General features: G+C 64.0%; 22 protein-coding genes. 9 read left to right on the forward strand and 13 right to left on the reverse strand.

All coding sequences use genetic code 11. The features are described 5' to 3' along the window. Positions 1–42: 42 nt before the first annotated feature. From VFW45_10025 to VFW45_10050, 6 genes are all read right to left on the reverse strand, one after another. Positions 43–3,357 (reverse strand): CusA/CzcA family heavy metal efflux RND transporter, encoded by a 3,315-nt coding sequence (locus VFW45_10025; protein ID HEU5181121.1) that lies wholly within the window; start codon positions 3,355–3,357, stop codon positions 43–45. Positions 3,358–3,367: 10 nt separating this feature from the next. Further along, a complete protein-coding gene (locus VFW45_10030; protein HEU5181122.1) occupies positions 3,368–4,846 on the reverse strand; it encodes an efflux RND transporter periplasmic adaptor subunit in 1,479 nt (492 codons plus the stop codon). Beyond that, positions 4,830–6,131: a TolC family protein gene (locus VFW45_10035; protein HEU5181123.1), complete on the reverse strand. Its 1,302-nt coding sequence runs from the start codon at positions 6,129–6,131 to the stop codon at positions 4,830–4,832. The genes VFW45_10030 and VFW45_10035 overlap by 17 nt, the downstream gene beginning before the upstream one ends. 90 nt (positions 6,132–6,221) lie before the next feature. Further along, positions 6,222–6,494 carry a hypothetical protein gene (locus tag VFW45_10040; GenBank protein ID HEU5181124.1) on the reverse strand — a complete coding sequence of 91 codons (273 nt, stop codon included), beginning with the start codon at positions 6,492–6,494 and terminating at the stop codon, positions 6,222–6,224. Between the two features lie 347 nt (positions 6,495–6,841). Continuing rightward, positions 6,842–7,165, reverse strand: a complete 324-nt coding sequence (gene grxD, locus VFW45_10045; GenBank protein HEU5181125.1) for a Grx4 family monothiol glutaredoxin — start codon at positions 7,163–7,165, stop codon at positions 6,842–6,844. Between the two features lie 17 nt (positions 7,166–7,182). After that, entirely contained in the window at positions 7,183–7,416 is a 234-nt protein-coding gene (locus VFW45_10050) for a BolA/IbaG family iron-sulfur metabolism protein (GenBank protein HEU5181126.1), read from the reverse strand. Between the two features lie 63 nt (positions 7,417–7,479). Between VFW45_10050 and VFW45_10055 the strand changes: the two genes are divergently transcribed. Next, complete coding sequence (locus tag VFW45_10055) at positions 7,480–7,674, forward strand: hypothetical protein (protein HEU5181127.1); 195 nt, start codon at positions 7,480–7,482, stop codon at positions 7,672–7,674. Positions 7,675–7,683: 9 nt separating this feature from the next. On the opposite strand, the gene VFW45_10060 is transcribed toward VFW45_10055, so the two are convergent. From VFW45_10060 to VFW45_10070, 3 genes are all read right to left on the reverse strand, one after another. Continuing rightward, positions 7,684–8,943 carry a Glu/Leu/Phe/Val dehydrogenase gene (locus VFW45_10060; GenBank protein ID HEU5181128.1) on the reverse strand — a complete coding sequence of 420 codons (1,260 nt, stop codon included), beginning with the start codon at positions 8,941–8,943 and terminating at the stop codon, positions 7,684–7,686. A 117-nt stretch (positions 8,944–9,060) separates the two neighbouring features. Next, positions 9,061–9,588 carry a hypothetical protein gene (locus tag VFW45_10065; protein HEU5181129.1) on the reverse strand — a complete coding sequence of 176 codons (528 nt, stop codon included), beginning with the start codon at positions 9,586–9,588 and terminating at the stop codon, positions 9,061–9,063. A gap of 147 nt (positions 9,589–9,735) precedes the next feature. Beyond that, positions 9,736–11,091: a hypothetical protein gene (locus VFW45_10070; GenBank protein ID HEU5181130.1), complete on the reverse strand. Its 1,356-nt coding sequence runs from the start codon at positions 11,089–11,091 to the stop codon at positions 9,736–9,738. A gap of 203 nt (positions 11,092–11,294) precedes the next feature. On the opposite strand from VFW45_10070, the gene VFW45_10075 reads away from it, so the two are divergent. The 8 genes from VFW45_10075 (at position 11,295) to VFW45_10110 (ending at position 19,907) form a co-directional block, all read left to right on the forward strand. Continuing rightward, positions 11,295–12,140, forward strand: coding sequence for a class I SAM-dependent methyltransferase (locus tag VFW45_10075; protein HEU5181131.1), 846 nt, complete (start codon positions 11,295–11,297; stop codon positions 12,138–12,140). Between the two features lie 59 nt (positions 12,141–12,199). Beyond that, positions 12,200–13,378: a glycosyltransferase family 4 protein gene (locus VFW45_10080; GenBank protein ID HEU5181132.1), complete on the forward strand. Its 1,179-nt coding sequence runs from the start codon at positions 12,200–12,202 to the stop codon at positions 13,376–13,378. Beyond that, entirely contained in the window at positions 13,379–14,527 is a 1,149-nt protein-coding gene (locus tag VFW45_10085; GenBank protein HEU5181133.1) for a glycosyltransferase, read from the forward strand. It begins immediately after the preceding gene. Between the two features lie 34 nt (positions 14,528–14,561). Continuing rightward, on the forward strand, positions 14,562–14,765 hold the full coding sequence (locus VFW45_10090) for a hypothetical protein (GenBank protein ID HEU5181134.1): 204 nt from the start codon (positions 14,562–14,564) through the stop codon (positions 14,763–14,765). 161 nt (positions 14,766–14,926) lie between these two features. Continuing rightward, complete coding sequence (locus tag VFW45_10095) at positions 14,927–16,369, forward strand: alpha/beta fold hydrolase (GenBank protein ID HEU5181135.1); 1,443 nt, start codon at positions 14,927–14,929, stop codon at positions 16,367–16,369. A 258-nt stretch (positions 16,370–16,627) separates the two neighbouring features. Continuing rightward, positions 16,628–17,566 (forward strand): PEGA domain-containing protein, encoded by a 939-nt coding sequence (locus VFW45_10100; protein ID HEU5181136.1) that lies wholly within the window; start codon positions 16,628–16,630, stop codon positions 17,564–17,566. 628 nt (positions 17,567–18,194) lie between these two features. Beyond that, the gene (locus tag VFW45_10105) at positions 18,195–18,728 is read left to right on the forward strand and encodes a sigma-70 family RNA polymerase sigma factor (GenBank protein HEU5181137.1); all 534 of its coding nucleotides are present in this window, start codon (positions 18,195–18,197) and stop codon (positions 18,726–18,728) included. 675 nt (positions 18,729–19,403) lie between these two features. Further along, complete coding sequence (locus VFW45_10110) at positions 19,404–19,907, forward strand: hypothetical protein (GenBank protein ID HEU5181138.1); 504 nt, start codon at positions 19,404–19,406, stop codon at positions 19,905–19,907. Positions 19,908–19,984: 77 nt separating this feature from the next. On the opposite strand, the gene VFW45_10115 is transcribed toward VFW45_10110, so the two are convergent. The 4 genes from VFW45_10115 to VFW45_10130 form a co-directional block, all read right to left on the reverse strand. Continuing rightward, positions 19,985–20,521 (reverse strand): BON domain-containing protein, encoded by a 537-nt coding sequence (locus tag VFW45_10115; protein ID HEU5181139.1) that lies wholly within the window; start codon positions 20,519–20,521, stop codon positions 19,985–19,987. Between the two features lie 271 nt (positions 20,522–20,792). Next, positions 20,793–23,489, reverse strand: a complete 2,697-nt coding sequence (locus VFW45_10120) for an ABC transporter permease (GenBank protein ID HEU5181140.1) — start codon at positions 23,487–23,489, stop codon at positions 20,793–20,795. A gap of 6 nt (positions 23,490–23,495) precedes the next feature. Continuing rightward, the gene (locus VFW45_10125) at positions 23,496–23,831 is read right to left on the reverse strand and encodes a PadR family transcriptional regulator (GenBank protein HEU5181141.1); all 336 of its coding nucleotides are present in this window, start codon (positions 23,829–23,831) and stop codon (positions 23,496–23,498) included. Between the two features lie 146 nt (positions 23,832–23,977). Further along, positions 23,978–25,847: redoxin domain-containing protein (locus VFW45_10130; GenBank protein HEU5181142.1), on the reverse strand; the 1,870-nt coding region annotated here is incomplete at its 5' end.

The raw sequence follows: 25,847 nt of genomic DNA on the forward strand, positions 1-25,847 counted from the left end.
TCGGTTCACTGAAATCCAGCAGCGAGCTGGTTGCCCGAGGCATCAATTGGGGTCGAATTCCGGTTGCCGGCCCTCTCCGATGACGCCCGCAGCGAGGCTTGCCGGGGGGATTGCTCCCCGTTTCATCTCGAAGTTCCATTTCCAAATCTCGTATATGGGAGGATAAACGAGAAGCTCCAGGAGGAAGCTGGTCACGAGTCCGCCAATCATGGGAGCCACGACCCGCTTCATCATGTCGGAGCCGGTTCCCATCGACCACATGATCGGCATCAACCCCATGAAGGCTGCGGCAACGGTCATCATCTTGGGCCTGATCCGCTTCACGGCCCCGTGGACGATCGCTTCCCTCAGATCTTCCCTCGTCCTCATCCTTCCAGACCGGACGGCGTCGGCATAGGAGAGATCCAGGAACAGGAGCATGAAAACTCCGGTCTCCGCGTCGAGCCCCATCAGAGCGATCATCCCGACCCAGGTGGCGATGGAGACGTTGTAACCCAGCGCGACGAGGAGCCATACGGCGCCTATGATCGAGAAGGGGACCGCCAGCAGGACGATGCAGGCCTTCACGCCCGATTTCGTGTTCATGTACAGAAGGACGAAGATGAGGAACAGCGTGATGGGAACGACCACCTTCAGGCGCTCCCGCACCCGCAGCATGTTCTCGTACTGGCCGCTCCATTGCAGAGAGTACCCTGTGGGGAGTGCCACGTTCTTCGCGACCGCCAGCTTCGCATCACGGACGAAGCCGCCGATGTCCCGTCCCGAGAGGTCCACGTAGACGTATCCTGCCAGCAATCCGTTCTCATCGCGGATCATGGCGGGGCCGGTATTCATCCGGATGTCGGCGATCTGCGCCATCGGGATCTGCGCTCCCGAGGGGGTCGGGACGAGGACCCGCTCGAGGGCGGAGAGACTGTCGCGCATCTCCCGCGCGTAGCGCACGCTGACGGAGTAGCGCTCGCGCCCTTCCACGGTCGTCGTGACGCTCTCGCCGCCGATCGCCGACTGCAGGACTCTCTGGGCATCCTCAACGCTGAGGCCGTAGCGGGCGAGGTCGCCGCGGCGCAGGTCGAAATCGAGGAAGTAGCCGCCGGCCGTGCGCTCGGCATAGACGCTGCGAGCGCCCGGCACCGTCCGGACGGCTGCCTCCACCTCGATGCCGACCTTCTCGATCACCGCCAAATCCGCGCCGTAGATCTTGATTCCGACCGGCGTCCGGATCCCGGTGGAGAGCATGTCGGTGCGGTTCTTGATCGGCATCGTCCAGGCGTTGGTCACCCCGGGGAAGCGCAGCTTCGCGTCCATCTCGGTGACGAGCTCCTCGCGCGTCATGCGATCCCACCAGACGTGCCGGAGGGGCGCCTGCAGGAACTCGGGCCAGCCGGAGTAGAAGCGCTCAACCTTGCGCCATTGATCGTGCGGTTTCAGGAGAACGGTCGTCTCCAGCATCGAGAAAGGGGCCGGGTCGGTCGACGACTCGGCGCGCCCGGCCTTCCCGAACACACGGATCACCTCCGGCACCTCCTTCAGGATCTGGTCCGACATCTGCACCAGCTTCTCCGCTTCGGTCACCGAGATTCCGGGCAGTGTCGTGGGCATGTAGAGCAACACCCCTTCGTCCAGCGGAGGCATGAACTCGGAGCCGAGGCTCAGGTAGGCGGGGACGGCGCTCAGAACCAGCAGACCAGCCACCACCAGAGTCGTGCCCGGGAAGCGCAGGACAAGCCGGCAAGCCGGCTCGTAGACACGGAAGAGGACCCGGCTGATGGGATGCTTTTCCTCCGGGTAATAGGTTCCCACCAGCGACTGGTGCGTGATCCAGGAGAGCCAGCGCGGGCGGAACTGGATTCGATCCATGCGGGTGAACAGCATCCGCATCGCCGGATCCAGCGTGATGGCAAGGACGGCGGCAATGGCCATCGCCAGGTTCTTGGTATAGGCCAACGGCTTGAACAGACGCCCTTCCTGGTCCACGAGCGTGAAGATCGGCATGAAGGCCACGGCGATTACCAGCAGGGAGAAGAAGACCGACGGCCCGACTTCCTTGAGAGCACTCAAGCGGACCGCGTGGAAGTCCCCCACCCGCCCTCCGGCTTCCCAGAGCTGCAGCTTCTTGTAGGCGTTCTCCACCTCGACAATGGCGCCGTCCACCAGGACCCCGATGGAAATGGCGATGCCGGCGAGCGACATGATGTTCGAGGAGAGGCCCATCAGGTGCATGGGAATGAAGGCCAGGACCACCGAGACGGGAATCGTGACGATCGGGACGATGGCCGATGGGAGGTGCCACAGGAAGAACAGGATCACCAGGCTGACGATGATCATCTCCAGCAGCAGCTCCTTGCGGAGGTTGTCGATCGATCGCCGGATCAGGTCCGAGCGGTCGTAGGTGGTCACCAGCTCCACCCCGGCCGGGAGGGAGGATCGGACGCTGTCGATCTTCTCCTTCACCCGGTGGATCACGTTCAAGGCGTTCTCGCCGTAGCGCATTACGACGATGCCGCCCACGGTGTCTCCCAGGCCGTCCAGGTCCACCACGCCGCGGCGGATATCGGGACCAATGGTCACCCGTGCCACGTCGCGCACCAGAACCGGCGTTCCCTTGCCGTCGTCGCCCACGACGATCGCCTCCAGATCGGCGATGGAGCGCGCATAGCCCCGGCCTCGCACCATGTACTCTGCGCCCGCGAACTCCACGACGCGGCCGCCGACGTCGTTGTTCCCCTGACGGATCGCCTCCAGGACCCGCGTCAAGGGGATCCTCAGGGCCACCAGGGAGTCGGGGTTGACGTTGATCTGGTATTGCTTCTGGAATCCTCCGATGGAGGCCACCTCCGCCACCCCTGGAACGCTCTGGAGCCAGTAGCGCAGGGTCCAGTCCTGGAAGGAGCGCAGCTCCGCGAGATCGTGCCTGCCCGTGCGATCCACGAGGGCGTATTGGTACACCCAGCCAACACCCGTGGCGTCGGGTCCCAGCTCCGTCCGCACTCCCTCCGGGAGGCGCGGGAGGATCTTGCTCAAGTACTCCATCGTCCGGCTGCGGGCCCAGTAGGTGTCGGTGCCGTCCTGGAAGATGATGTACACGTAGGAGAAGCCGAAATCCGAGAAGCCCCGGATCGCCTTCACCTTCGGTGCGCCCAGGAGGGCCGTGACGATGGGATAGGTGACCTGATCTTCAATGATGTCGGGGCTGCGGTCCCATCGCGAGTAGACGATCACCTGCGTGTCGGACAGGTCCGGGATGGCATCCAGCGGCACACTCTTCATGGACTGGACCGCGAGGATCACCGCCACGGCGGTCAGGATCAGGACGAGGAATTTGTTGCGCGCGGAGAACTCGATGATCCGCTCGATCATGGCGGTCCCCCTAGCGGCGCTCGCCCGACGGGGCGGTCGCGGATTGCGGTCGAGTCTGCGGCGCGCGCGAGGAGCGCCCGGCAGCTTCCTTCAGGGCGGCCTTCAGCTTCGACTCCGAATCCAGCAGGAAATTGCCCGAGGTCACGACACGCTCCCCTTCCTTGAGGCCGGCCAGGACCTCCGCGGTGTCCGGCATCCGCACCCCCAGGGTCACTTCCCTCGGCTCGAAGGTTCCTTCGCCAACCTCCACGAAGACCAGGTCCCTCGTTCCGGTGGAGAGGATGGCGCTCTCCGGCGCCGCGAGCCGCGAACCCAGATCCGCCTCGATGCGGACCTCCGCGAACATCTCGGGCTTCAGCTCCATCTCGGGGTTTGCGAATTCGAGGCGCACCTGGACCGTCCGGCTGGAAGCTTCCAGGACCGGATAGATGAGATCCACTCTGCCGCGATAGGTTTTCCCGGGTTGGTAGGCAAGCGACATCGTCGCCTCCTGTCCCACGTGTACGAAAGGAACCTCGTATTCGTACACCGAAGCCAGCACCCAGACTCGGGACAAGTCCGCGATGTCGAGGAGGTTCGAATCAGGCGTGATTCTCTCCCCCTGCGTGACGTTGCGCTGCAGGACGTAGCCTGGAATCGGCGATCGGAACGGGACTTCCTTCATCGGCATGCCGGCTCGCTCCAGCTCGTCCACGAGCGTTGGCGCCAGATCGTAGAGAAGGAGCCTGCGCCGGGAGCTTCCCAGCAACCCGTCGGCCCGACGGATGGCGTCGGGTGGAGCGTCTGGGCCCAGGGCCTGACGGGCCCGCAGCGCCAGCAAGTGCTCCTCCTGCGTCGCGAGGAGCTCCGGACTGTAGATGGTCAGCAGTGTCTGACCCCGGCGGACTCTTTCCCCCGTTGCGTTGACCAGCAAGCGCTCAACCCAGCCCTCGACCTTGGTATGAAGGTGATGGATGCGCGCCTCGTCGACCGTCACGCGCCCCACCGCTTGCAGCGTGCGCACGAAACGAACCGGCCCGACCGGCTCGGTGCGCACCCCGATGAGCTGACGCTTGCGATCCGGCACATGGACCGTCGCGAGCCCTTCGACGGCTTCACCGCCAGAGTCTTCCTCGACTTCGACACGCTCCATTTCCATGCCCATGGAGTCCTTGCCTGGCCGGTCCGACACTTCCGATGGATTCATGCTGGAGCGATAGAAGACCTTTTTCCCTGGCGTCGACTGCGCCGCCCCGCCGCCCGAGGAAGGCGGCTGCTCCTCCAGCGGGACCATCTGCATGCCGCAGATGGGGCAACTACCCGGATGATCGGTAATCACCGTCGGATGCATGGGGCAGTGATAGCGGATCTTGGCGGGCTGCCGGGTCACAGCGTCCGAATCGCCCGCCGCCCGCTCACCCGGTCCAAGGAGCCTGACACCGAAGAAAACCCCTGCCGCAACTGCCACAGCCAGGATCAACCATGCAACCGCCTTAGGGAACCTGCGCATGGTTTCCTCCCGGCGCGGCCTCGCCCTCGGCATTCAGCAGCTCCAGGCCCACCAGCGGCTCCAGCTCCGCCAGGGCCTGCATCCTTTCCACATCCAGCGCGACGCGATCCTTGCGCGCTTCCAGGAGCATTTTCAGATCGCCGAGAATGTCGAGCAGCCCGATCTTCCCGACCGAGTAGGAGACCTGCGCCGATTCCAGGGTGTTGGCCGCCTGGGGGAGGATGCTCTGGTCGTACAGGCCGATCAGCCGGTCGGCTCGCTCGGTCCTGGCGACCCGCTCGCGCAGCTCCGACTCGGCGAGGATGCGCCGGTTGGCCAGCTCCTCGCCGGCCGCGACCACCTCCGATTCGGCCCGCGCCACAGCCTGGGCCTGCTTGCGGTCCGCGTAGAGCGGCAACCGGACGCCGAACATCCCCATGACCATGGGGTCCAGATCGCCGCGGTACTGATAGCTGGCGGACCAGAACATGTCCGGTTTCTTCTCCAGCCTCGCCAGCTTCGCTTCGGCCTGGGTGCGCCGGACGTCGGCCTCCAAGACGGCGATTTCGGGAGATTCGCTGCCGTCCACCCGCTCCAACAGCGGGGTGTCCACGGGCAGCCCGCCCGTGAGGAGCACCTCGGCCGGACCGACCTTCGTAGCAGCCGGGCGTCCGACCGCGGCGTTGAGCCGCGATTCGGCCTGCTTCCGCTCCTGGGCCAGCCGGGTTGATTCGGCCTCCAGGAGCAGTATCTCGGTCTGTGCCTTGAGGACGCTTTCCTGGGTTCCCTGCCCCACGTCGTAGCGGCGCCGAGCCGTCTCCTCCAGCGAGCCAAGCGTGGCGCGGATTTCCTCCAGGATCCTGGCGGTCCTGTCGATGCGGAAGAGATCCGCATAGGCGATCTTGACGGACGACAGCACCTGGTAGCGGAGCCGGTCCAGCTGCCGCTCGCCGGTCTCGGAGGCGCTGGCCGCGACTTCCCCGGCCGCCTGGCGCTTGCCGAAAGGACGGATCTCCTGGGTCCAGTTCAGGGCGAGGACGGCGAATTCGCTGTCTCCGAGAGTGAACTGGGAGAGCCCGTCGTTGGTATAGGCGAGGCTGACCTCGGGGTCCGGCGGAGCCGATACCTCCGAAGCGACATGGCGGGAACCTTCCAGACGGGCGCGGGCCGCGCGCAGGACGGGACTCTTCTCTTCCGCCTCGTTGAGAAGTGCCGCGGGATCCGCCGCAGGGACGGGCGGATTCTCCGCGGCCACAAGGGTCGTCATCAGGCCGAAGGCCAGCAGGACGAAAGGAGTTTTCTTCACGACGAGCCTCTCTCCCGGCGGCGTGGAACGGACGCCGGGGAAGCAACGGTTTTTTAAGATGAAGGTGGAGGACGAAGTGGGAGGGCGGCGTCAGCGCCTGAGGGAGGCGTTCAGGAGGAACAGAGGCGGGTCATCGATTTCAGGCGGCGGATGCGCTACCGGCATGAGCGGGATGCCCATCCCGCCCGCGAGGATCAGGGGGAACTGCAAGCCGGGCAGGGAGGTGCGCGGCGATGGGACCGGGGGCCCGCCCGGAGCGGCCACGGCGGGCCGCGTCTCGGGGGTCTGGCTGATTCGCACCTCGCAGCACGGCTTCTCCGAGAGCTGCACGGTCTTAGACGCCGGCGCCTTGCAGCAATCCATCTTCTCCGCACCGCATCCCGCGCACCACGAGAAGCCGCCGTTGAAGACGAGGAAGGTGCCGGCGATGATAAGAGCGAGAAACCGCGTCCTGGCCGGCGTGGCAGTACAAACCTTCCCTATCTTTGATGACATAAAGTGTCGATCAACGAGCCCTTCTCGGGCCGCCATACCGCGCATTATTTGCGCTCTCCTCCGGGTTGCCACCGAGGCTGGCTGCAACCGACCCCTCGGAAATCCCCGCGCCGCGGGCCGTTGGGACGGTGCATCAGACTCGATCGAAAGATTGGATGCACCCAGGATTCCATGATTTCACACAACAGCAAGGTTCGTGCCCGAAGTCAATCCCTTCAGCTCTTGAGCGCGGAGTCGATGAGCGGCTTCAGCTCGCCCTTGGCCTCCATCTCGCGCACGATGTCGCAGCCGCCGATCAGCTTGCCGTCGATGAACAGCTGCGGGACCGTCGGCCAGTTCGAGTAGGCCGACAGGACCTGGCGGATGCGCGGATCCGGCAGGATGTCCATGGCGGCGAAGGGGGCATTGTGCCGGCGTAGCACCTCGACGACTCCGGCGGAGAAGCCGCAGCGCGGCATCTCGGGGGTCCCCTTCATGAACAGGGCGATGCGGTTTCCTTCGATCAGCTTCTTGATGTCGTCCAGAATCGGGTCGGACACGATTTTCTCCTTGTTTTCTATCCCGGCGCCGACGTCTTCAGCGACAGGGCGTGAATCACGTTGCGCGCCATCAGGTCCTTGAGCGGCTCGTAGACCATCCGGTGCTGCTCCACCAGCGACTTCCCACGGAACTGCTCCGCCACGATGGTAGCCTGGAAATGGTCTCCCGTCCCGGTCGTGTCCATCACCCGGATCTGCGCCCCGGGGAGGGCCGCCGCCAGAATCGCCTCGACTTCCTGCGGGGTGATCATCGCTCCGTAACGCTCCTGCAATGCGTGTACAATGCCGCCGGCAAACCGGGGAGGCCGCGCGCCATGTCCGAGGAAATCCGCTGGTCCATCTGTCCCGTGGAAGATTGCGAGTACGCCCAGGAATACGATCCGGGGGCCGCCGCCTTCTGCCCCGACTGCGGGATGGAGCTGCTCTCCGAGTGCCCGTCCTGCAAGCTGCCGATCCTCAGCGAATCGCAGGTCAACTGCACCGCCTGCAGCGTCTCCTTCAAGGAATAACCGGCCGCCTCAGGGATAGATTCCGCGCACCCGGGTCGCCTCGGCGACGCGCCCGACGGCCAGGATGTAGGCCGCGGTCCGCATGTGCACCTTGTACTGCGAGGCGACCGTGTGGACCTCGTGGAACGACTGCGTCATCTTCCTCTCCAGGTGCCGGTTTACCTCGCCCTCGTCCCAGAAGAACGAATAGAGTCCCTGCACCCACTCGAAGTAGGAGACGGTGACCCCGCCGGCGTTCGCCAGGATGTCGGGAATCAGGAAGATGCCGTTCTTGTACAGCACGTCGTCGGCCCCCGGCGTGGTGGGGCCGTTGGCCGCCTCGGCCACGATCTTCGCCTTGATGCGGCCGACGTTTTCCAGCGTGATCTGATTCTCCAGCGCCGCTGGCACCAGGATTTCACACTCGGTCTCCAGCAGCTGGGCGTTGGTGATGTTGTCTGCCTCGGGATAACCCTGGACGCTGCCCGCCTTCTCCTTGTGCGCGATCACCTTCACCGGGTCGAGCCCGGTGGTGTTGCGGATGCCGCCGCACGAGTCGGACATGGCGATGACCTTCGCCCCATCGGCGTGCAGCAGGCGCGCCACGATACTGCCGGCGTTTCCCGCTCCCTGCACCACCACCCGCGCCCCCTTCACCGGAAGCTTGAGAAGCTTGGCCGCCTCGCGGATGACGAACTGGCAGCCGCGCGCGGTCGCCTCGTTGCGCCCTTCCGAGCCGCCGATCGACAGCGGCTTTCCGGTGACCACGCCCAGCGCCGTCTGGCCGCGGGTCATGCTGTAGGTATCCATGATCCAGGCCATCGTCTGGGAGTTGGTGTAGACGTCGGGGGCGGGGATGTCCTGCTCGGGTCCGATGATGATGCTAATCTCCGAGGTGAAGCGGCGGGTCATGCGCTCCAGCTCGCCCTGGGACATCTCCTTCGGATTGCAGATCACGCCGCCCTTGGCGCCGCCGAAGGGGATGGCCACCGTGGCGCACTTCCAGGTCATCCAGGAAGCCAGCGCCTTCACCTCGTCCAGCGTGACGGCCGGATGGTAACGGATGCCGCCCTTGCCGGGGCCGCGCGCGACGTTGTGCTGTACCCGGTACCCTTCGAAGACGTTGAGGCTGCCGTCATCCATCCTCGTGGGGATGGAGACGATCAGCTGTCGCTTGGGGGTCCGCAGGACCTTGCGCAGCCCCTTCTCGAGCTTCAGGTGATCGGCGGCCGTGTCGAATTGCTTCTGGGCGATCTCGAATGCATTCAGTGATTCCGTCACCGTGGCCATGCTCGGCTCCTTGGGTCGATGGGAAGAAATCCGATGGTGCGAACGAATCGGTTCCCTCCGCGCGCGAGGGCCAGCTGCGGCCGATTCGTCAAAAGGCCCGTGATTATAGCCAATTCTCTAGGATTTTGGCTTGGGAGGGTCGGGTTTGGGCTTCTCCGGGGGGGCCACCGCTTTCTCCGGGTTGGGATTCGGGACCAGGTTCTTCTCCACCGAGATCACCTTAAGGGTCTCGATCGCCCGCTTGGCGTTGAAATGGCACGACTCCACCCGGTCATTGACTTGCAGCGCCTTGATTCCGGCCTCCTGCCCGTCACGGGTCAGCTTGGTCTTGCCGGTGATGTAGACCTGGTAGTCGGTCGTGTCGGTCCGGATCACCACGGCATTGCGCTCCGGCTGGATGGTGACGATCCTTCCCTTGACCGTCAGCCAGCCCGCCTGGGTCGGGTCGGTGACCTTGGGTTTGCCTTTCTGAACGGGGTTGGCTTTGTTATCGGCGGGGGCGGTCTGCGCGGCGGGAGCCTCCGGATGGAGGGTCGGTTTCTTCTTTTTCGGTGGCTGGGTCTCCTCGGCGGAGACCAGGCTCCCTACCGCCAGGGCCACTGTCAATATCATGGCAAGCTTTTTCACGAACGAGGCACTTCTCATGGACCCTCCGCTACCCATTAATAGATGATAGGCAAGGCGGTTATTCTAGCACCTGCGGCGGGATCGAACCCAATGACGCGCCGGAACAGGGCCATGCGGTAAACCGAGTCTCCCTTGGCCGTTCGCGACCGATCAACCGCCTCGCTCTCACGGATGGGCTGAGTGATCCGGCGGGTGCCGCATGGGAGCGGGCTGGAACTGCAGGAAGATCATGTACCCCGCCGGCCGCGTCGTCCCATAGAACGGCTCCAGATCGTCTTCGATGAGATTGATGTCAGCGCGGGCGCCGACGCCCAGGGTGAAATCGGCGGTGCGCCAGACATTGAAGAGGTAGCCGGCCACGAAGCTGTCCACGGGGAATATCTCTTCCTCCAGCGCCGGCGTGAGATCGAGGTCGTGCCCCGTCTTCTCGACATGCTCGAACCGGCCGAAGACGACGTGGCGGCTGCCCAACCCGCAATTCGCCTCCAGCAACCAGCTGGAGGTGTCCGGCTCTTCCGACGCATGGTTCCTTCCGAAGACTCCGGTGACGGCGAGGTTCCCCGAATCGCGCAGCGGGAAGTTGGCCGAGGCGGACGCGGTGAGACGGTGGACGCTGTTGTCCGGCGCCAGCTCCTCGGGGCTGTCGAGATAGCCGTAGGAAGCCTGGAAGCTCCAGTTCTGCGTCGGGTTGAAGGAGATGCGGCCTGAGTAGGAGTCGAGCCGCCGAAAATCGAAATCGTAGCGGTCCTCGTCGGGCTCCCGTCCGTTGAACCAGGAGCCTTCGACCTTGATCCGGCGCGTCATGAGGCCGGCCGTGAGCACCCCGAAGCTGATGTGGGTCGAGTCCTGCCAATGGTGCGCCAGCGGTGCGAGCGGATCGGACATCGCCGAAAGGCGGTGCGGGAAGGCGACCGGGCCGAGGGCCGGCTCGCCGGAGGGTGCCGCGTAGAGCTGCAGGGCGAGCGAGTCCGACACCGGGACGGTGTAGAGGGCCGCCAGCTCCATGAAAAGATCGTGGGGATGCTGCCGGTCGTGCAGCGGCTCTCCGTCGAGGGCTTCTCCGGTCTGGAGAAGCAGGGGATATCCCTCTTTGCCGATGGTCAGAGGGTCGAGGCTGAGCATCTCGCGGAACATCAGCACACCCCATCCGGCCGGGTGGCTTTCCATTGCCATGACCCAGTTCGGCCCCGTCCAATCGGAATCGCCCCGGTCGCTTCCCTGGTCGTCATAGCCGGCGAAGAAGTTCCAGTGGCCCATTATCGTCCAGCCGCCCCACCAGTGGTGCAGCCCGTGTATCGGTGTCGAATCGGGCTGCCAGGCCGTCCCCGAGGCGTTGCGCGATTCGGGAATCACCAGTGGATTGGGCGAGCCGTGCTGGTGCGCGGCATGGACGTCTTCCGAAACCTGCTGAGCGCTTTCGACGGTGGGATCCCCGTGCTCATGTCCCTGGGCCTCGATCAGGCCGAATGAACCGAGAAGCAGCGACGCCTGTAGCGTTAACAAACGGATTCCTGGCTTCATCTTCCCCCTTTTCGGCGGCATTCCCCAGACCGTGGCGGGGATTGTAACCTCCGTGAGGAATTCAGGCCAAAGGAATGGGATAGGGGTGGACCTGCAGGTCCAGGATGGGTTTTCAGGCCCGATTTGCATCGCCAGCGCCGGACGGTTCATAATTGATTTCAAAAGGCACAGAATCGTTGCCGGCAGCATGAGAGAGGGGCCGGATGGCAAGAGCTCTGAGGGGTGAAACGCGCACGCCGGAGCAGCTGCGGGAGCACTACGAGATCGAAAAGGAACTCGCCTCGCGCCTCCGCCAGAGTGCTCCGGAAGAACGACTTCGCCTCTACACCCCCATTTACGACGAGCTCTTCCGGCGCGTCGCCCACCACCCGGTTCAGCGGCTCAAGGAGGATCCCCGGGCCAGCCGACGGACCATCCAGTCCCAGTACCGTCGCGTCAAGCGCTTCCTTCGCCCCGACACGCGCTTTCTCGAAATCGGTCCGGGGGACTGCGGTCTGTCCTTCGTCGTAGCCCAAGAGGTCTCCCAGGTTTACGGCGTGGACGTGACGGAAGAGATCAAGAAGGCGGGCGTCCTCCCTGACAACTTCCAATTCGTCCTGTCCGACGGAACCAGCGTTCCTCTTCCACCGGAAACGGCGACGGTCGCTTACAGTCATCAGCTCATGGAGCACCTGCATCCCGACGATGCCCTGACCCAGCTGCGCAATATCTACCGGGTCCTCGCTCCCGGCGGAGTTTACCTTTGCCTCACCCCGAACGCGGTCGTGGGTCCCCACGACATCTCCATGTATTTCGACTCGGTGGCGACCGGCCTGCATTTGAAGGAATACACCAACGCGGAGCTCGCCGGCCTGTTTGCGTCGGTTGGATTCTCCAAGGTTCGAGGCATGGTTTCCGTAAAAGGTCACGCAATCCTGGTGCCTGCCTGGATCCCTTTCACGCTTGAATGGCTTATCCAGCGGCTGCCGCACCGCCTGGGCCGCGCCCTCGGGGTCCGCATGCCCTTGCGGTCGCTACTGGGTGTTCAATTGGTGGCGTATAAAACGTGAAACGATCCGCTGCCTCCTCCGAGCCGAAGATTCTCTTCCTTATAAACCGATATCCCCCAGTGCACGGCGGGGGCGGTTTTTTCATCAGCCTGCTCCATGAATCCATCCGGCCCCTGGGGTTCCAATCCATCGTTCTATCGGGCGATCGGGGGATCCAGCCCGGAGAGGATCCGGCCATTGTGCGGCTTCCGACCATCAAGGGCCGGACGTCGAGCCGGCTCAGCTCCTACCTCTACTGCCTGATGGCTGGACCCGCCATGCTCCTGCTGCGCCGGCGCTACGACATTATCCATACCATGGGGAATGCCCACTTCGTCTACGTCGGCATCCTCTTGGGTCGGCTCCTCTCAAAGCCGGTCATCGTCTGCTCGGTCATGAACAGAGGCGACGATCCCACAGGGATCGTCCGGGAGCGCTTCGGACGTTTCAAGAACTCCGTGTTCTCGCGTGCCTCCGCCTATGTCTGCTGTTCCGGCGCCCAGGTTGAGGCCTATCGCAGCGCCGGCTATCCTGAGACGAAGGTCCGCTTCATCCCCAACGCCTTCCAGCCGGAACGATTCCATCCTTGCGCCGCGCCGGAGGAGAAGGTCGCTCTGCGCGAGCGTCTGGGCCTACCCCCGCGAGGCTTCATCGTCACTACCGTTGCTGCCATCACGGAACGGAAAGGGATCGATCTCCTGGTGGATGGCTGGATCCTCTTCCGCCAATCGGGACTCCCGGGAACCCTGGTGCTGGCAGGCTCCTTTGACAAGTCGGATCCAGGCGGCTGTACGGATGATGCGTTCGTGCAGTCCGTGCGGGACCGGCTCGAGCGGAGTGGAGTCGCCGATTCGGTGGTCTTCACGGGGCATGTCGCCAAACCGGAGGACTATCTGCGGGCCTCCGACGCCTTCGCTCTGATGTCCCGGGGGGAAGGATTTCCCCTGGCGCTGCTGGAGGGAATGGCCTGCGGCCTCCCTTTCCTCATCTGGGATCTCCCCGATTACCGAGGATACGGGCTGAAGGATGGCGAGCAGGGATTCCTCCTGCCGCCGTTCGAGGTGCCTCTCCTCGCACAGCGACTTACGGAGCTGGCGTCATCAACCGACCTGTGTCAGGACATGGGCCGAAAGGCCCTCACCCTCAGCTCCCGATATACGCTCGATCGGAGCGTGGAAGGATTCGTGGCCCTCTACCGGGAGCTTTCCTTCCAGGGGAAGACGGCGTCGGGTCTTTCCCGGCATTCGGCACGCGGATAGATGGACCAGAAGATCCGAATCGGATTCGTGATTGGCCAGCTTCACGTGGGGGGCTACGAGCGGCAGCTCTACGAGCTGGTCACCCGGATGCTGGGAAGTTCGTTCGAGCCCTTCGTCTATTGTCTGTCGGATGAGGTGGAGCCTTACGGGACGCGGCTGCAGGAGGCCGGCGTTCCCCTGCGCGTGATTCCCCGGCGCAGGAGCTTCCAGCTGTCGCGCGCGCTGCACACCGCCCGCCTGATCCGCCGGGACCGCATCGATGTGGTCCATTCCTGGGCGCCGGGAACGAATTTCTACGCCGGCCTCGCTTCCCTGCTGGGCGGCTTTCTTCCGATGGTGTCCTCGAACTGGGGCACCAATCCCACGCCCCACTTCCTGCCGACCTTCCTGGACGGGCTCGCTTTCAAGCTGAGCGGCCAGATTGTCGTGAATTCAGAGATCGGCCGCGAATGGACGTCGAAGGTATACGGGGTATCCCCCGACCGGATCCGGGTGATTCGCAACTGGCTCGACACCACGCGGTTCGAGATCCGCGACAACCCCGAAGCCGCCAAGACCTCCCTGGGGCTCCCGAGCAGCGCTCCGGTAGCCGGATTCGTCGGGCGTCTATCCTCGGAGAAGGGCATCTCTCTATTTCTGGATGTTGCGCATGATGTCGCCGCCCGGCTGCCGGAGAGCCGGTTTCTCGTCGCGGGGGACGGACCCCTCCTGCAGGACATGGTCAGGAAGTCTCAGGATCTCCGGATTGCGGATCGGGTGCTTTTCGCCGGTTTCCGCGAGGATATTCCTCACGTCCTGGCCGCGATAGATCTGCTGGTCCTCGCCTCAACCTCTGAGGGGCTGCCGAACGTGGTGCTGGAAGCCATGGCTGCCGGAAGACCGGTGATCTCCACCCGCGTGGGTGGGTGCTCCGAGATCATCGACGATGGAGCCACGGGGTATCTCACCGATTCCGGGGACCGGGAAGCACTCGCCCGGAGAGTGACGGAGGTTCTTTCCTCACCGGACCGCGGCCGGAGCCTCGGCGAAGCGGGTCGGCGACGCGCCATCTCCGAGTTCAGCACCGCGGATCTGCTCCGGCCCATGGAGCAGATCTATACCCGAATGCGTGAGACGAGCCGCCAGACCGCCGCCCATATGGCGCGTTGAACGAAGAGACCCGGGCCTTCCAGGAAACCAGCTGATGGCGACAAAGCTCGAAGGGCCTCTGAAGCGGGAGCTCGAGGTGGGGGGGGACACCTATATCCTCACGATCGATCCCGACGGGCTGAAGCTCGTCCCGAAGGGGAAGCGCAAGGGACAGGAGCTGGCCTGGAAGGATCTGATCAGTGGAGAGGCCGCTCTCGCCGTCGCCTTGAACGCCTCCCTCAAAAAGCAGCTGAAATAGCTGACCTTTCCAAAGCCCTCCCGCTGGATTGCATCCGGGCAACCTTGGCACCTGCCGCCTCGTATGAGGTAAGGTTCAGCCCGCCTGATTGATGCCTACGGGGGATTCTGCCGATGACAAGATTGTCGTGGATAATTCTTTCATCGTTCGTAATTGTGTTCTTGAGTCTCGCTGCGCTTCCTTGCCAGGCCTCGGCGGCCCCACAGCCTTCGAAAACTCCTCCGGCCTCCATCCTGGGGCCATGTCATCGTTCCGATCTGGATGAAAAGGCGCTCTGCGGCAAGGTCGAGGTCTTCGAGGACCGGAAGGCACGGACGGGGCGAAAGATTTCCCTCAACATCATCGTGGTGCCGGCAACGGGCCAGCCTCACGCGACCGATCCGGTCTTCTGGCTGCATGGCGGTCCGGGGGCCGCGTCCACCGAGCTCGCCGGCGAGTCGAACGATGGGTTCCTGGGGCTTCTGAAGAGTCGCCGAGATCTCGTCTTCGTCGATCAGCGCGGAACCGGTGAGTCGAATCCCCTTCAATGCGACCTGGGAGACGATCCTGCCGATCTCGCCGGCTTCTTCGGGCCGCTGTTCCCGCCCGAGAAGGTACGTGCCTGCCGCCAGCAGCTGGAAAAGGTCGCGAACCTCAAGCTCTATACAACACCCATCGCCATGGACGACCTCGACGAAGTGCGCGCGGCTCTCGGCTACGACAAGATCAACCTGGTGGCGGCCTCCTATGGAACGATCGCGGCCTTCGTCTACATGCGCCAGCATCCCGAGCACGTGCGCGCCGTGTTTCTCGCCGGGGTAGCCAACACCAACGTCCGGCAGCCGCTGCCCTTCGCCGCGGCCGCGCAGCACTCGATGGAGCTTCTCTTCACCGATTGCGCCGCCGATCCCGAGTGCGGCAGGAATTTCCCCAATCTGCGCGACGAGTTCAACGCCGTGTTGAAGAGATTCGACGCAGGTCCGGTCACCGCCAGGCTCACCAATCCGATGACCCAACAGCTCGTGTCGGTGTCGATACCGCGCGAGAACTTCGTCGAGCGGATCCGGCTGTTGCTCTACACGACCGAGTCAGCACGCTACCTCCCCTGGATCATCCACAGCGCCCGCCAGGATGATTTCCTGCCGTTCGAGGCCATCTCCCTGCGCTACAACGTGGGAAGCATCCTGGCGCGCGGCATGTACTTCACCGTGACCTGCTCGGAGAGCGTCCCCTTCATCACGGATGAGGACATCCGCCGGGAAACCCGCGATACCTTCGTTGGCGATTACCGCGTCCGGGCGCACCAGGAAGCCTGCAAGGAGTGGCCGAAAGGAGACATCCCGCGGAGCTACACCCAGCAGGTGGACTCTTCCCTTCCCGTCCTGATGATTTCCGGAGAGCTGGACGGATCGGTGACTCCGAAGCTCGCGGCCGAGGCGCTGGCGCACCTGCCAAAGGGCCGTCGTGTTCCCATCCGTTACTATGGCCACCAGGTCGACGATGCCTGCGTCTGGCGGATGATCTCGGACTTCATCGAGGCGGCCTCGACCGAGAAAATCGACGCCTCCTGCGCCGACAAGATACGCCGCCCCTCGTTCCCCAAAGAGCTCAAGGTCCAGTTCTAGGTTCATCCGCCTCCCTCGAGCGGCATTCCGCGCAACCATGCCTCCATCAAGGCTTTCCAGCCAGGTCCCCCCATTGCCGTGACGCGGGGCTTTATGTATAGTTCTTGCAGGGTTGCCGAAGAGTCACAATCCGAAGTGAGGGTCACTCCCATGCAGATGAATCGCCACCTTGGCCGGGGGAGGGCCATTTCGTCCTCCCTGGCCGCAGTCGCTTGTCTTCTCGCCTGGTCGTCCGCGCAGGCGGCAAACCGCCCGAGCATGCAAGAGCTCCTCGCCACGCAAAAACTCGAAAAGGTCCAGACTCCCGTTCCTCTCCCACTGCGCATCGCTTCGGTCGTGGTCTCCGAGGAGGCGGGAAAGAACGGCGATGTCGACGACCGCTGGGATTCCCGCGATGCGTTCCGGGGGACCTATGCCGACGAGTTTCGCCAGGGGCTCGCCTATTACCTGAAGGAGCGGGGCTTCAAGGTGGTCTCCTCCAAGGGGGCCATATCGGCCCGGATTTACATCGACCGGTTCAAAGGCTTCAAGCGATCGGGCCAGTATGGGGGTGACCTGAGAGGAACGATGGTCCTGCGGCTCAACGGCAAGGAGATCGGCAGCAATCAGCTTTTCGAGAACATCAGCTACGAGGACGACTCGGAGGAGCAGGCTGCTTTTGCCAAGGAGTTCTATCTCGAGAAGGTGAGCTTCCCAACGGTTCTCTTCTACAACCTGACCGTCAGCTTGTATGACTCCATCGCGCAGGGAATTCAGGAGGCCGCCTCCGACGCCGGCCTCGAGATCCCGCCGCCTGTCCAGGGAAGGGCCCCCATGCTTCGCGAAGGCATCCCGGCGGCGGTCCCCGCGGTGGCTCCGCCACCTCCGCCGGTCCACGAGGCTGCTCCGCCGGTGGCTCTCAAGACGGTGCCTCCGCCGAGGCCCCCGCGTGAGATGCCCAAGACCGGCATCCTGACGATTGAAAGCACTCCGGATGACGCCGAAATCTACCTGGACTCCAGGCTGCTGGCCACGACGCCGGCGAGGAGACTGCACCTTTCCGCGGGCGACCACTCCATCATGGTCAAGAAGGCGGGTTACGTGGACTGGGTGCGGGAGTTCACCGTCCTCGAGGACACCGACCTGACGCTCAAAGCAACCTTGGAGCCCAACTCCCCGCCTCAGGAGCAGCCGGAGGAAGAGATCCTCAAGCAGTAAGTGGGCAGGGGCACCGTTGGACGCGGCGGCAAGGGCGGCCGCGCGTCAACGGCCGGCACTTATTCAGGGGGAAGCAGAAGGTCTCTATCGGAGATTGGGTGAACGCCGGAGGCCGGAAGTGAGCTTCTTGCACTGATAGACCGAGACTTTCTGGCTGGGGATTAATGATTTTGCCCTCCCAACCTCTACTCAATCCGCGAAGGTAACCTAGTTCCCTGCCTGGTTCCGATGCTTCGAGATTTGCCATCCCTCTGATCGGATGGGACCTCCGAACCTCCTTCTCTTAAATTCATTCTCAACTCATCAAGACGGCGGCATGGGCTCGACGTTGCCCCGTCGGCATGTTCAAGTGTCGGCGGTTGACGCGCGGCCGCTCCTTGCCGTCGCGTCCAAGGTGCCCCTGCTCACTCAGAAGGCCGCCCGTCGCCTCGCTACAGCCAAAGCCTTCTGAGGATTTGAGATGTTGGCCCGGTGAGCGGTGTCATTGTCGGCGATTCCGAGAAACCTCAGAACGATCGGCCGGGAAAGCGGTCTTTAGTTGAGGGCGGCGACAGTGGGGCAGGCATTCCCGGAAGACGAGTCGCTTGCCCGTTTGAAGGGGGCGGCTCGATCAGCGGAGACGGAAGCGATGAAGACCGCTGCGACGGACATCGAGTCCGTCGTCCGGGAGCAGGCGCGGTTCGTATTCAAGGTGGCCTATTCCATGCTGCGCAACGTGGAGGACGCTGAAGATGCGGTGCAGGAAACCTTCCTGCGGGTGCATCGCAGCGGAGAGCTGCCAAACGTCCGTGAGATGAAGTCGTGGCTGGCGCGAATCGCGTTCCGCGTGGCGCTGGACTGCATCCAGCGGCGACCGAAAGGGGAGCTGGGAGAGCTGATCGAGGCCGGCTTCCAGGCGCGCTCGGGGGAAGCGGGTGCCGAACGGCACCTCCTGCAACAGGAGCAAGCGGCGATCCTGCACCGCCTTATCGTGACCCTGCCCGAGGATCTGCGGCACACGCTCGTGCTCTCGACAGTCGAGGAGATGAGCTCGGTGGAGATCGGCAAGGTGCTGGGAGTCCCGGAAGCGACGGTGCGAACGCGCCTGTTCCGCGCCCGGCAGATGCTGAAGGAGAAGCTCTTGGTTCGGATGGGAGTCGGTGATGGTACCAGACGATCCTGAGCGAAAAATGGACGGGTGGCTGGACGAAGCGCTTGCGCGCTACAGCGACACAGAGCCGCTCGCGGGCCTCGAGGGACGCGTCATGGACAGGCTCGCTGCGGAGAAGCGTGGGCTGCCTCATCGCTGGCGGAAGGCGTGGGCGCCGGCCCTGGCGGCGGCCGCGGCCGTGATCCTCGTGACGCTGGTGGTGGTCCGGAATCGCAGCTTGTCACTCGAGACCGTCTCGACCAAAGACCGTCCGGCTCAGAATCCAGCCGCACTTTCAGTGGCGAAAGCCCAGGAGCTGGCTCCGGAGATGACGGAGCACGGCGGTGGCAGTGAGGCGGAGGAGTCGAGGCCGCAGGGCCTGACAGGGTCTGCGCCATCCCCGGGAAGAGGCCCCGACGCTCCCCGGGCAGCCGGCAAACCTCAGGCCAAAGGCAGTCCAGGAATCCATCATGGTGTCAGGTCGGCCTCGAGGGTCACATCGCATCCGCGTAACGGAACTGTGTTCCCCGCGCCGGCGCCGCTGAGCGAGCAGGAACGTCTGGTGCTGGCTGCCATGCAAAGCGGGCTTCTATCGTCTCCCCGGCCGGAAATTCCGCCGGGCGACGAGCCGCTGCCCCAGGTGAGCATTCAGGAGATTGAGATCAGGCCATTGCAGGAAATAAAACCTATAGGGACGGAGGAGGACCTATGAGAAAGAGCTTCAAGTGGCTGGCCGTGGCGGTGATGGTTTTGGGACTGTTTCCGTTGGTGGCGAGGGCCGAGGACGAAAAGGGCGAGATCTGGAAGTTCTACAAGCTGGATTTCGTCGTGCGCGAGCTCGAGGGAGAAAAGACCGTGAGCACCCGGAATTACACGCTGATGACGAAGTCGGGAGACTGGCAGCAGCTGCGCGTCGGGACCCGGGTGCCGATTTCAACGGAAGAGAAAAAGATCTCGTACACGGACGTCGGCCTTTCCGTGGATTGCCGGATTCTGGATGGTCCCCGCACTCCCTTCCTGGTGGCCAAGGCGGAGATCTCGAGCTTCGCCAATGCCGAAAGCGAGAAGAGCGGGACGCCGCTGATGCGCCACGTGCAGATGAACACTTCGGCCCCGATTACCCTCGGAAAGCCCGTAGTGATCAGCGGCGTGGACGAATTGACCAGCAACCACCGGTTCCAGCTCGAGGTCACCGCCACCGAGCTGAAATAGAGATGGCCAAGGATCCGCTCGCTGCAGGGTCGGGTATCCCCTTTCAGCGTTGACCCACCGTCGACGCTCCAGGAGGATTACTGGAAATTGGCCTGGACGTCCTTCACACCCTCGGTGTTTCTGGCCAGCTCGATGGCACGATTCCTCTCGGCCTCGCCGGAGACCGCGCCGGTCAGGTACACGACTCCGTCCCGGGTGTCCACATCGATCTTCAGGCCCTTCACGTTGGGATCGTCCAGGAGCTTCGCCTTCACCCGCATCGTGATCCCCGCGTCATCGATGCGCTCGCCGACCGTGCGGTCCGGACTCGGAGCATCGCCCGTCGCGGCTCCGACTTTCACCGAGATCATGTCGTTCACATCCCGCACGCCCTTCGTATCGCGCGCCAGCTGGATCGCCCGGTCCTTGCCCTCCTGACTGTCGATGTTACCGGTCAGCGTGACGACTCCATTGGCGGTGTCGACGTTGATCTCCGACGCATTGACTTTGCTGTCGGCTGCGAGCTTGGTCTTGACCATGCCCGTGATCGCGGCATCGCTGGTCCCCTTGCAGGAAATGACAAGGGATGCCATCGCCGCAAGAATGAGAAATGAGAAGGTTCTCTGCTGTCTCATGTCTGCTCCTCAGATACGGCTTACGTTACAGAATGCTCTGCGAACCACTTTGCCGAGAATAGCAGACTCCGTGCCCCTGGCCCACCTTGTACCCTGTCGCTAGGCGTGCGGAAGCCTGAGCGCACCAGGTACGGGAGACCTGCATTCACCGGTGACCGAAGGCGGAGATGGGAGAGCTGACCGAGGTTCCAGGCACGGAGGAAAGGGTGCGGAACGGCTTCTCGTCGCAACGGGAGCGAGCGGCGCTATCACACCGGTTGATGGTGACGCCTCACTCGCAGCGCAGCGCTTCGGTGGGGGCGATGCGCGCCGCTCGCCGGGCCGGCAAGTAGGCGGCCGCCATTGTCGCCAGGAGCATCGCCGGCACGACCATCGCATAGACGGTCAGGTCGACCCCGCCGAGGTTGAACAGCATGGAGTTCATCATCTTCTCGACGGCGAACCCCATCGCCAGACCGATCCCCGTACCCATTCCCACCAGCACGAGTCCCTTGCGCATCACCAGGCGCAGCACGTCGCGGGGCTGCGCCCCCAGGGCCATGCGGATCCCGATCTCCCGCGTCCTCCGGCTGACGTTGTAGGCGATGAGGCCGTACAGGCCGGCAATCGTGAGGAGCAGGCCGATGGCGCCCAGCGATCCGACCAGCCGGATGGCGGCCCCCGGTCCTTCCACGACGTGATACCGGTACAGATCCTCGTAGCTTCGGGTCGACAGCACCGGCATGTCGGCATCCAGCCCTCGGACGACCTCCTTGAGGGGCGCGACGATCTGCAGCGGGTCGCCGCTCGTCTTCAGCATCAGAATCATGCGCGGCAGCGGATGCTGCGTCCGAGGCAGGTAGACGAAATCGGCCGGCCTCTCGTTGGGCGTCCGGTACTTGATGGTCCGGGCCACCCCGACGATCTCGACCCGCTCGCCCGTGGCGTTCTCCAGCCGGATCTGCTTGCCCAGCACCTCCTCGCCCGGCCAGTAATGATTCGCGAGCTGCTCATTCACCACCGCCACGCGCGGCGTGTCTTCCGTGTCGGAAGGCAGAAAACCACGGCCGCGCAGGATCGGGACACCCATGGTTTCGAAGAACCCCGGGTCGATGGCATCCATCAAGGAGGTGAAGTTCTCGCGATCGCGCGGCATCGGAACGCCCTCCGGCACGAAGGCAAGGACGGCGAAGGTGTCGAGAATGAGCGGCGGATTCTCCGTCAGCGTTGCGTTCACGACTCCCGGCATCTCGCGCGCGCCCGCGACCAGCTGGTCGTAGAACCGCCGGGTGCGGGCGACGTCGTATTGCACCAGGCGCGGATCGAAGCGCGCCAGGAGCAGGCGGCTCTTCACATAGCCCATGCCCTCGGTCATCTCCTGCTGGAAGCCGCGATACATGAGGAAAGCCGCCGCCAGGAGCATCAGGGAGGTCGACACCTGCGCCACGACCAGGCCGTTGCGTCCCCACAGGCGCTTCCGTCCCGGCTCATCCACGTCGGCCGTCTTGAGACCGGCCACGAGATCGGTGCGCGTGGCCTGGAGCGCCGGCGTGAGGCCGCAGACCACCGCGCTCACCAGAGATAACAGGAGCGCGATGGTCATCACGCGTCCGTCCATTTGAAACGGCGGCACCGTCGGGAGCTCGCTGGGAAGCGAGAATCTGGCAAGCCAGTCGAGGACCGTGTCCCCCACGACGATTCCGCCCAACCCGCCCAGGCAGGCCAGGACCAGGCTTTCCGTCAGCAGGAGCCGCACCAGCCGCAGGCGTCCCGCGCCCAGCGCCAAACGCAAGGCGATTTCACGGGTGCGGGAGCGGGCGCGGCTCAGCAGGATTCCGGCGACGTTGGTGCAGGCCACCAGGAGGACCGAGAGCGTCAGGACGTTGGTGATCACCATGAACTTCCAGTTGGGATCGTCGGCCCGCGCGCGCATCTGGAGCTGGGTGTTTACTTCGGCGCCGCGGTCACGATTGGTACGCGGATACTCGCGCTCGAAGCCCTGGGCCAGCGCGGTGATCTCGGCTTGCGCCTCCTGCTGAGGCGTGTCGTGCCTGAGGCGCGCCCTGATGGTCAGCTCGCGCGCGTCGCGGTCGACGAAGAAATCCTTCTTGGGATCGGCCGAGAAGAGCCGCGCCATCGCCAGCGGCATATAGAGATCCGGACGATAGAAAACCTGCATGCCCGGGAAGGACTCCGGGGCGACTCCGACCACGGTGAAATCCCTGCCGTTCAGCCGCACGGTCCTGCCGACGGCGGAAGGGTCCGCGCCGAATTCCCTTCCCCAGAAGTCGTGGCCCAGGACCACCACGGCATCGCGACCGGGCACCTGGTCCTCGCTGTCGCGGAAGCCGCGTCCGACCTGCGGCTCGACGCCGAGCACGCGGAAGTAGTTGCCGGAGACCATCATGCCGCCCCGGGCGCGCGGCATGGCTCCGGGCTCGGCGCTGAAGCCGACGAGGCTGAGGGTGCTGCTGGCGATGACGCCGTCGTAGCTCCTCGTGCCGTCGCGGATATCGCGGTACTCGCCGTAGGAGAACTGTCCGAAACGATTGTCCTGGGTCGTGCTCACCAGGGTCACGATGTCGCCTGGATCCCGCACGGGATAGGGTCGGAAGACGAGCGAGTCGATCCCGCTGAAGGTGGCCGAGCACATTCCTATCGCTACGGCCAGTGTCAGGATCACGAAGCCCGTCAATCCGGGAGAGCGTCCGAGGCTGCGGATGGCGTAGCGCAGATCGGCGACGAATTCGGTGAGCCAACGGATGCCGCGCGCGTCGCGCATCCGCTCCTTCTGCTGCTCGAGCCCGTTCATGGCGCGCAGCGCCGCGTAGCGTGCCTCTTCCGGGGAGAGGCCTCTGGCGAGCCCTTCCTCGATCTTGTTTTCTAGGTGATAGCGCAACTCCTCTTCCATCTCCTCTTCCACCCGCCGGCCGAGCAGCAGGGACCGCAGGCGAAGCCGCGCGGTGGACCACCAGCGAAAGATGGGCATGGGACGCTACGTCTCCGAGAGCTTGACGATCTGCGAGATGGCGGCCGAAAGGCGGTTCCAGTTCGCCGCCTCGGCGTCGAGCTGCTTCCGGCCCATCCGGGTAATGGAATAGAACTTCGCCCGTCGGTTGTTCTCCGTCTGCTTCCACTCCGCCTTGATCCAGCCCTCCTGCTCGAGCTTGTGCAGGGCCGGATAGAGGGAGCCTTCGCTCACCTGGAGGACGTCTCCGGAGAACGATTTGATCCGCAGGCTGATGGCCCACCCGTGCATCGGCTCCAAAGCAAGAATCTTGAGGAGCAGAAGATCGAGGGTGCCCTGGACGAGGTCGGTTGGTTTGCTCATCTCGGTATCCGAGGGGAGTCTACAACAGACTCCTCTCGGTAAGCAAGGGGAGATTTCGATCGCGGCTGGCGGGGGACGGGAAGGAGGCTATACGGGTTGATCCGCTATCGAGGAGAGGTTCCGTACTCCGAGGATCCGGCCAGGAGTCATTCTCGGCGATCGCGCTTCAGTTCTTCGATAATCCAGCTGTTCTCCTCGATCAGATCCTCGGCGTCCCCGATGCGAGCATAGCTCAGGAGTCCTTGACGGTTCAGGAACCAGGTCGTCGGATAGGACTCGATCTTCGCCTTGTCCACGTAATCGCTCTCCAGCAGGACGGGTACGGTGATGCCGTTCCGCTTCAGCCATTTCTCGAGCTTCGGCGCGGGATCGAAAGTGTCGATCGCCACGATGGCGACATCAGGATCGTTTCGGTACTTGTCGGCCAGCTTCTGGAAGTCCGGCATCGCGGCGACACACGACCCGCACCAGATCCCCCAGAAGTCGATGACGGCGACCCGGCCCTTCAGGTCCTCGGAGGAAAAGCCCGGTCCATCGAGGGACTTGAAGCGAAAGGGAAGAATCGCGCGGGCCGGCTGAATGCGGGTGGCGAGTAGGCGCTCTCGTTTCAGGGCGCGTCCCTTGGCAAATACCGCCTTGGCGTATCGGTCATACCCCGTCATGTCGGTATGGTCCCGCCGGTAGAGATCCTCCAGCGCCGGTGTGCAGGGGTTGTCGCTTCGGGGAGGGATGAGCCCGCACTCGGCGAGGAGATCCTCGGCCCTCGCCCGCTCGCCGCGCGCCAGGGCCAGCTCCGCGCGGTGGTAGAGGTTTTCACGGTCGCCGGGGCTCATCTCGTGAGCCATTTTCAATTCCTTCTCAGCCGCCTCGATTCGGCCCTGCCTGAGGAGGACCCACCCGAGAGCATCGTGCAGCCGGGCAACGTGGCCGCGCGCCGAGTCGAGATAGATCGCATTCGGATCGCGGCTCTTTTCGGCGAGCTTCTTTTCGGCCTGTTCCAGCGCCGCTCGCGCCATCTGCTCCGTGCGGTCGAGGGCGATCCTGCGGCTCGCAAGCTCGTTCAGACCCCTGGTGTCGGAGCCTTGGGTCGCATCACCATGATCCACCAACCCCCGGACGAGCTGCTCGAGTTTTTTCTCGTCGTAACCGGGATCGCTCCTGGCCATCTCGAACAGAACCATGTAGGCATAGCCCAAGGTATAGCCTTGAGCCGGACCGTTGTCGGGATGGGGCTTTTCGACATATTTCCAGAGGAACTCCTTGAAGCCCCCGCCCATCTCGCGATCCAGACTTTCCGGAGTCGGGTGGATTTCTTCCACCGCCAGATTCACGGCAGGCCCCTCTTGGGGAGGTTTCCCCCGGTCCCGGTTCCAGAGGTCTAGCGACTGGGCAATCCTCGCCAATCGGTCCGATACGACAGCGTCCTCCCAGCCGGAATCGGGATAGCTTCGCAGAAGAAGTTCCTCGAGGTCACGCTGCTTGTCGGGAAGGCCCAGCTTGCCATACGCACGCGCAGCGCGCCAGAGGGCCCATGGGAAATCCGCGCTTCGGGCCACCACGGCACCCATGTCCTTTACGACCGCTTCACGGCGCGATGCCTGCTGCGAAGGATCCAGGTTTGCAACGGCCTGCCAGTACTCCACATGCGCCGGGATCGTATCGGGCGCCAGCTTGATGGCTCTTTCCAGCAGAGGGAGAGCTTTCTCCGGCTCGCCGCCGCGAGATAGATAGAGACCGGCCAGGCTGTGCGCCTTGTAATTCGTCGGATCGATCCGGCGCGCCTCCTCCAGGGTCGCGAGCGCCGCGGCGACCCGTTGCGGATCGTTGTGTACCTGCGAGCCGAGGAATTCCTGTGCTCCCGCCTTGACGACGAGCAGGTCGGCAGGGTTCTCCACCTCGTGGCGGTGGTCATCCACGAACTTGATTGCCTCTTCGACATGCTCGGGGTGCTCGTAATCGGATGACAACGCGCTTGCCCGCAGCCATAGGAAGTCGGGGTTTCGCGGCATCATGGCA

The sequence above is a fragment of the Candidatus Polarisedimenticolia bacterium genome (assembly GCA_035764505.1).
Taxonomy (GTDB): Bacteria; Acidobacteriota; Polarisedimenticolia; order Gp22-AA2; family AA152; genus AA152.

What these genes read in the sequence shown, in the direction of transcription:
- VFW45_10025 (HEU5181121.1), bottom strand. Translation starts at nt 3,357, where the DNA reads ATGATCGAGCGGATCATCGAGTTCTCCGCGCGCAACAAATTCCTCGTC.
- VFW45_10030 (HEU5181122.1), bottom strand. Translation starts at nt 4,846, where the DNA reads ATGCGCAGGTTCCCTAAGGCGGTTGCATGGTTGATCCTGGCTGTGGCA.
- VFW45_10040 (HEU5181124.1), bottom strand. Translation starts at nt 6,494, where the DNA reads ATGGATTGCTGCAAGGCGCCGGCGTCTAAGACCGTGCAGCTCTCGGAG.
- VFW45_10050 (HEU5181126.1), bottom strand. Translation starts at nt 7,416, where the DNA reads ATGATCACCCCGCAGGAAGTCGAGGCGATTCTGGCGGCGGCCCTCCCC.
- VFW45_10055 (HEU5181127.1), top strand. Translation starts at nt 7,480, where the DNA reads ATGTCCGAGGAAATCCGCTGGTCCATCTGTCCCGTGGAAGATTGCGAG.
- VFW45_10060 (HEU5181128.1), bottom strand. Translation starts at nt 8,943, where the DNA reads ATGGCCACGGTGACGGAATCACTGAATGCATTCGAGATCGCCCAGAAG.
- VFW45_10065 (HEU5181129.1), bottom strand. Translation starts at nt 9,588, where the DNA reads ATGAGAAGTGCCTCGTTCGTGAAAAAGCTTGCCATGATATTGACAGTG.
- VFW45_10070 (HEU5181130.1), bottom strand. Translation starts at nt 11,091, where the DNA reads ATGAAGCCAGGAATCCGTTTGTTAACGCTACAGGCGTCGCTGCTTCTC.
- VFW45_10075 (HEU5181131.1), top strand. Translation starts at nt 11,295, where the DNA reads ATGGCAAGAGCTCTGAGGGGTGAAACGCGCACGCCGGAGCAGCTGCGG.
- VFW45_10085 (HEU5181133.1), top strand. Translation starts at nt 13,379, where the DNA reads ATGGACCAGAAGATCCGAATCGGATTCGTGATTGGCCAGCTTCACGTG.
- VFW45_10090 (HEU5181134.1), top strand. Translation starts at nt 14,562, where the DNA reads ATGGCGACAAAGCTCGAAGGGCCTCTGAAGCGGGAGCTCGAGGTGGGG.
- VFW45_10100 (HEU5181136.1), top strand. Translation starts at nt 16,628, where the DNA reads ATGCAAGAGCTCCTCGCCACGCAAAAACTCGAAAAGGTCCAGACTCCC.
- VFW45_10105 (HEU5181137.1), top strand. Translation starts at nt 18,195, where the DNA reads ATGAAGACCGCTGCGACGGACATCGAGTCCGTCGTCCGGGAGCAGGCG.
- VFW45_10110 (HEU5181138.1), top strand. Translation starts at nt 19,404, where the DNA reads ATGAGAAAGAGCTTCAAGTGGCTGGCCGTGGCGGTGATGGTTTTGGGA.
- VFW45_10115 (HEU5181139.1), bottom strand. Translation starts at nt 20,521, where the DNA reads ATGAGACAGCAGAGAACCTTCTCATTTCTCATTCTTGCGGCGATGGCA.
- VFW45_10120 (HEU5181140.1), bottom strand. Translation starts at nt 23,489, where the DNA reads ATGCCCATCTTTCGCTGGTGGTCCACCGCGCGGCTTCGCCTGCGGTCC.
- VFW45_10125 (HEU5181141.1), bottom strand. Translation starts at nt 23,831, where the DNA reads ATGAGCAAACCAACCGACCTCGTCCAGGGCACCCTCGATCTTCTGCTC.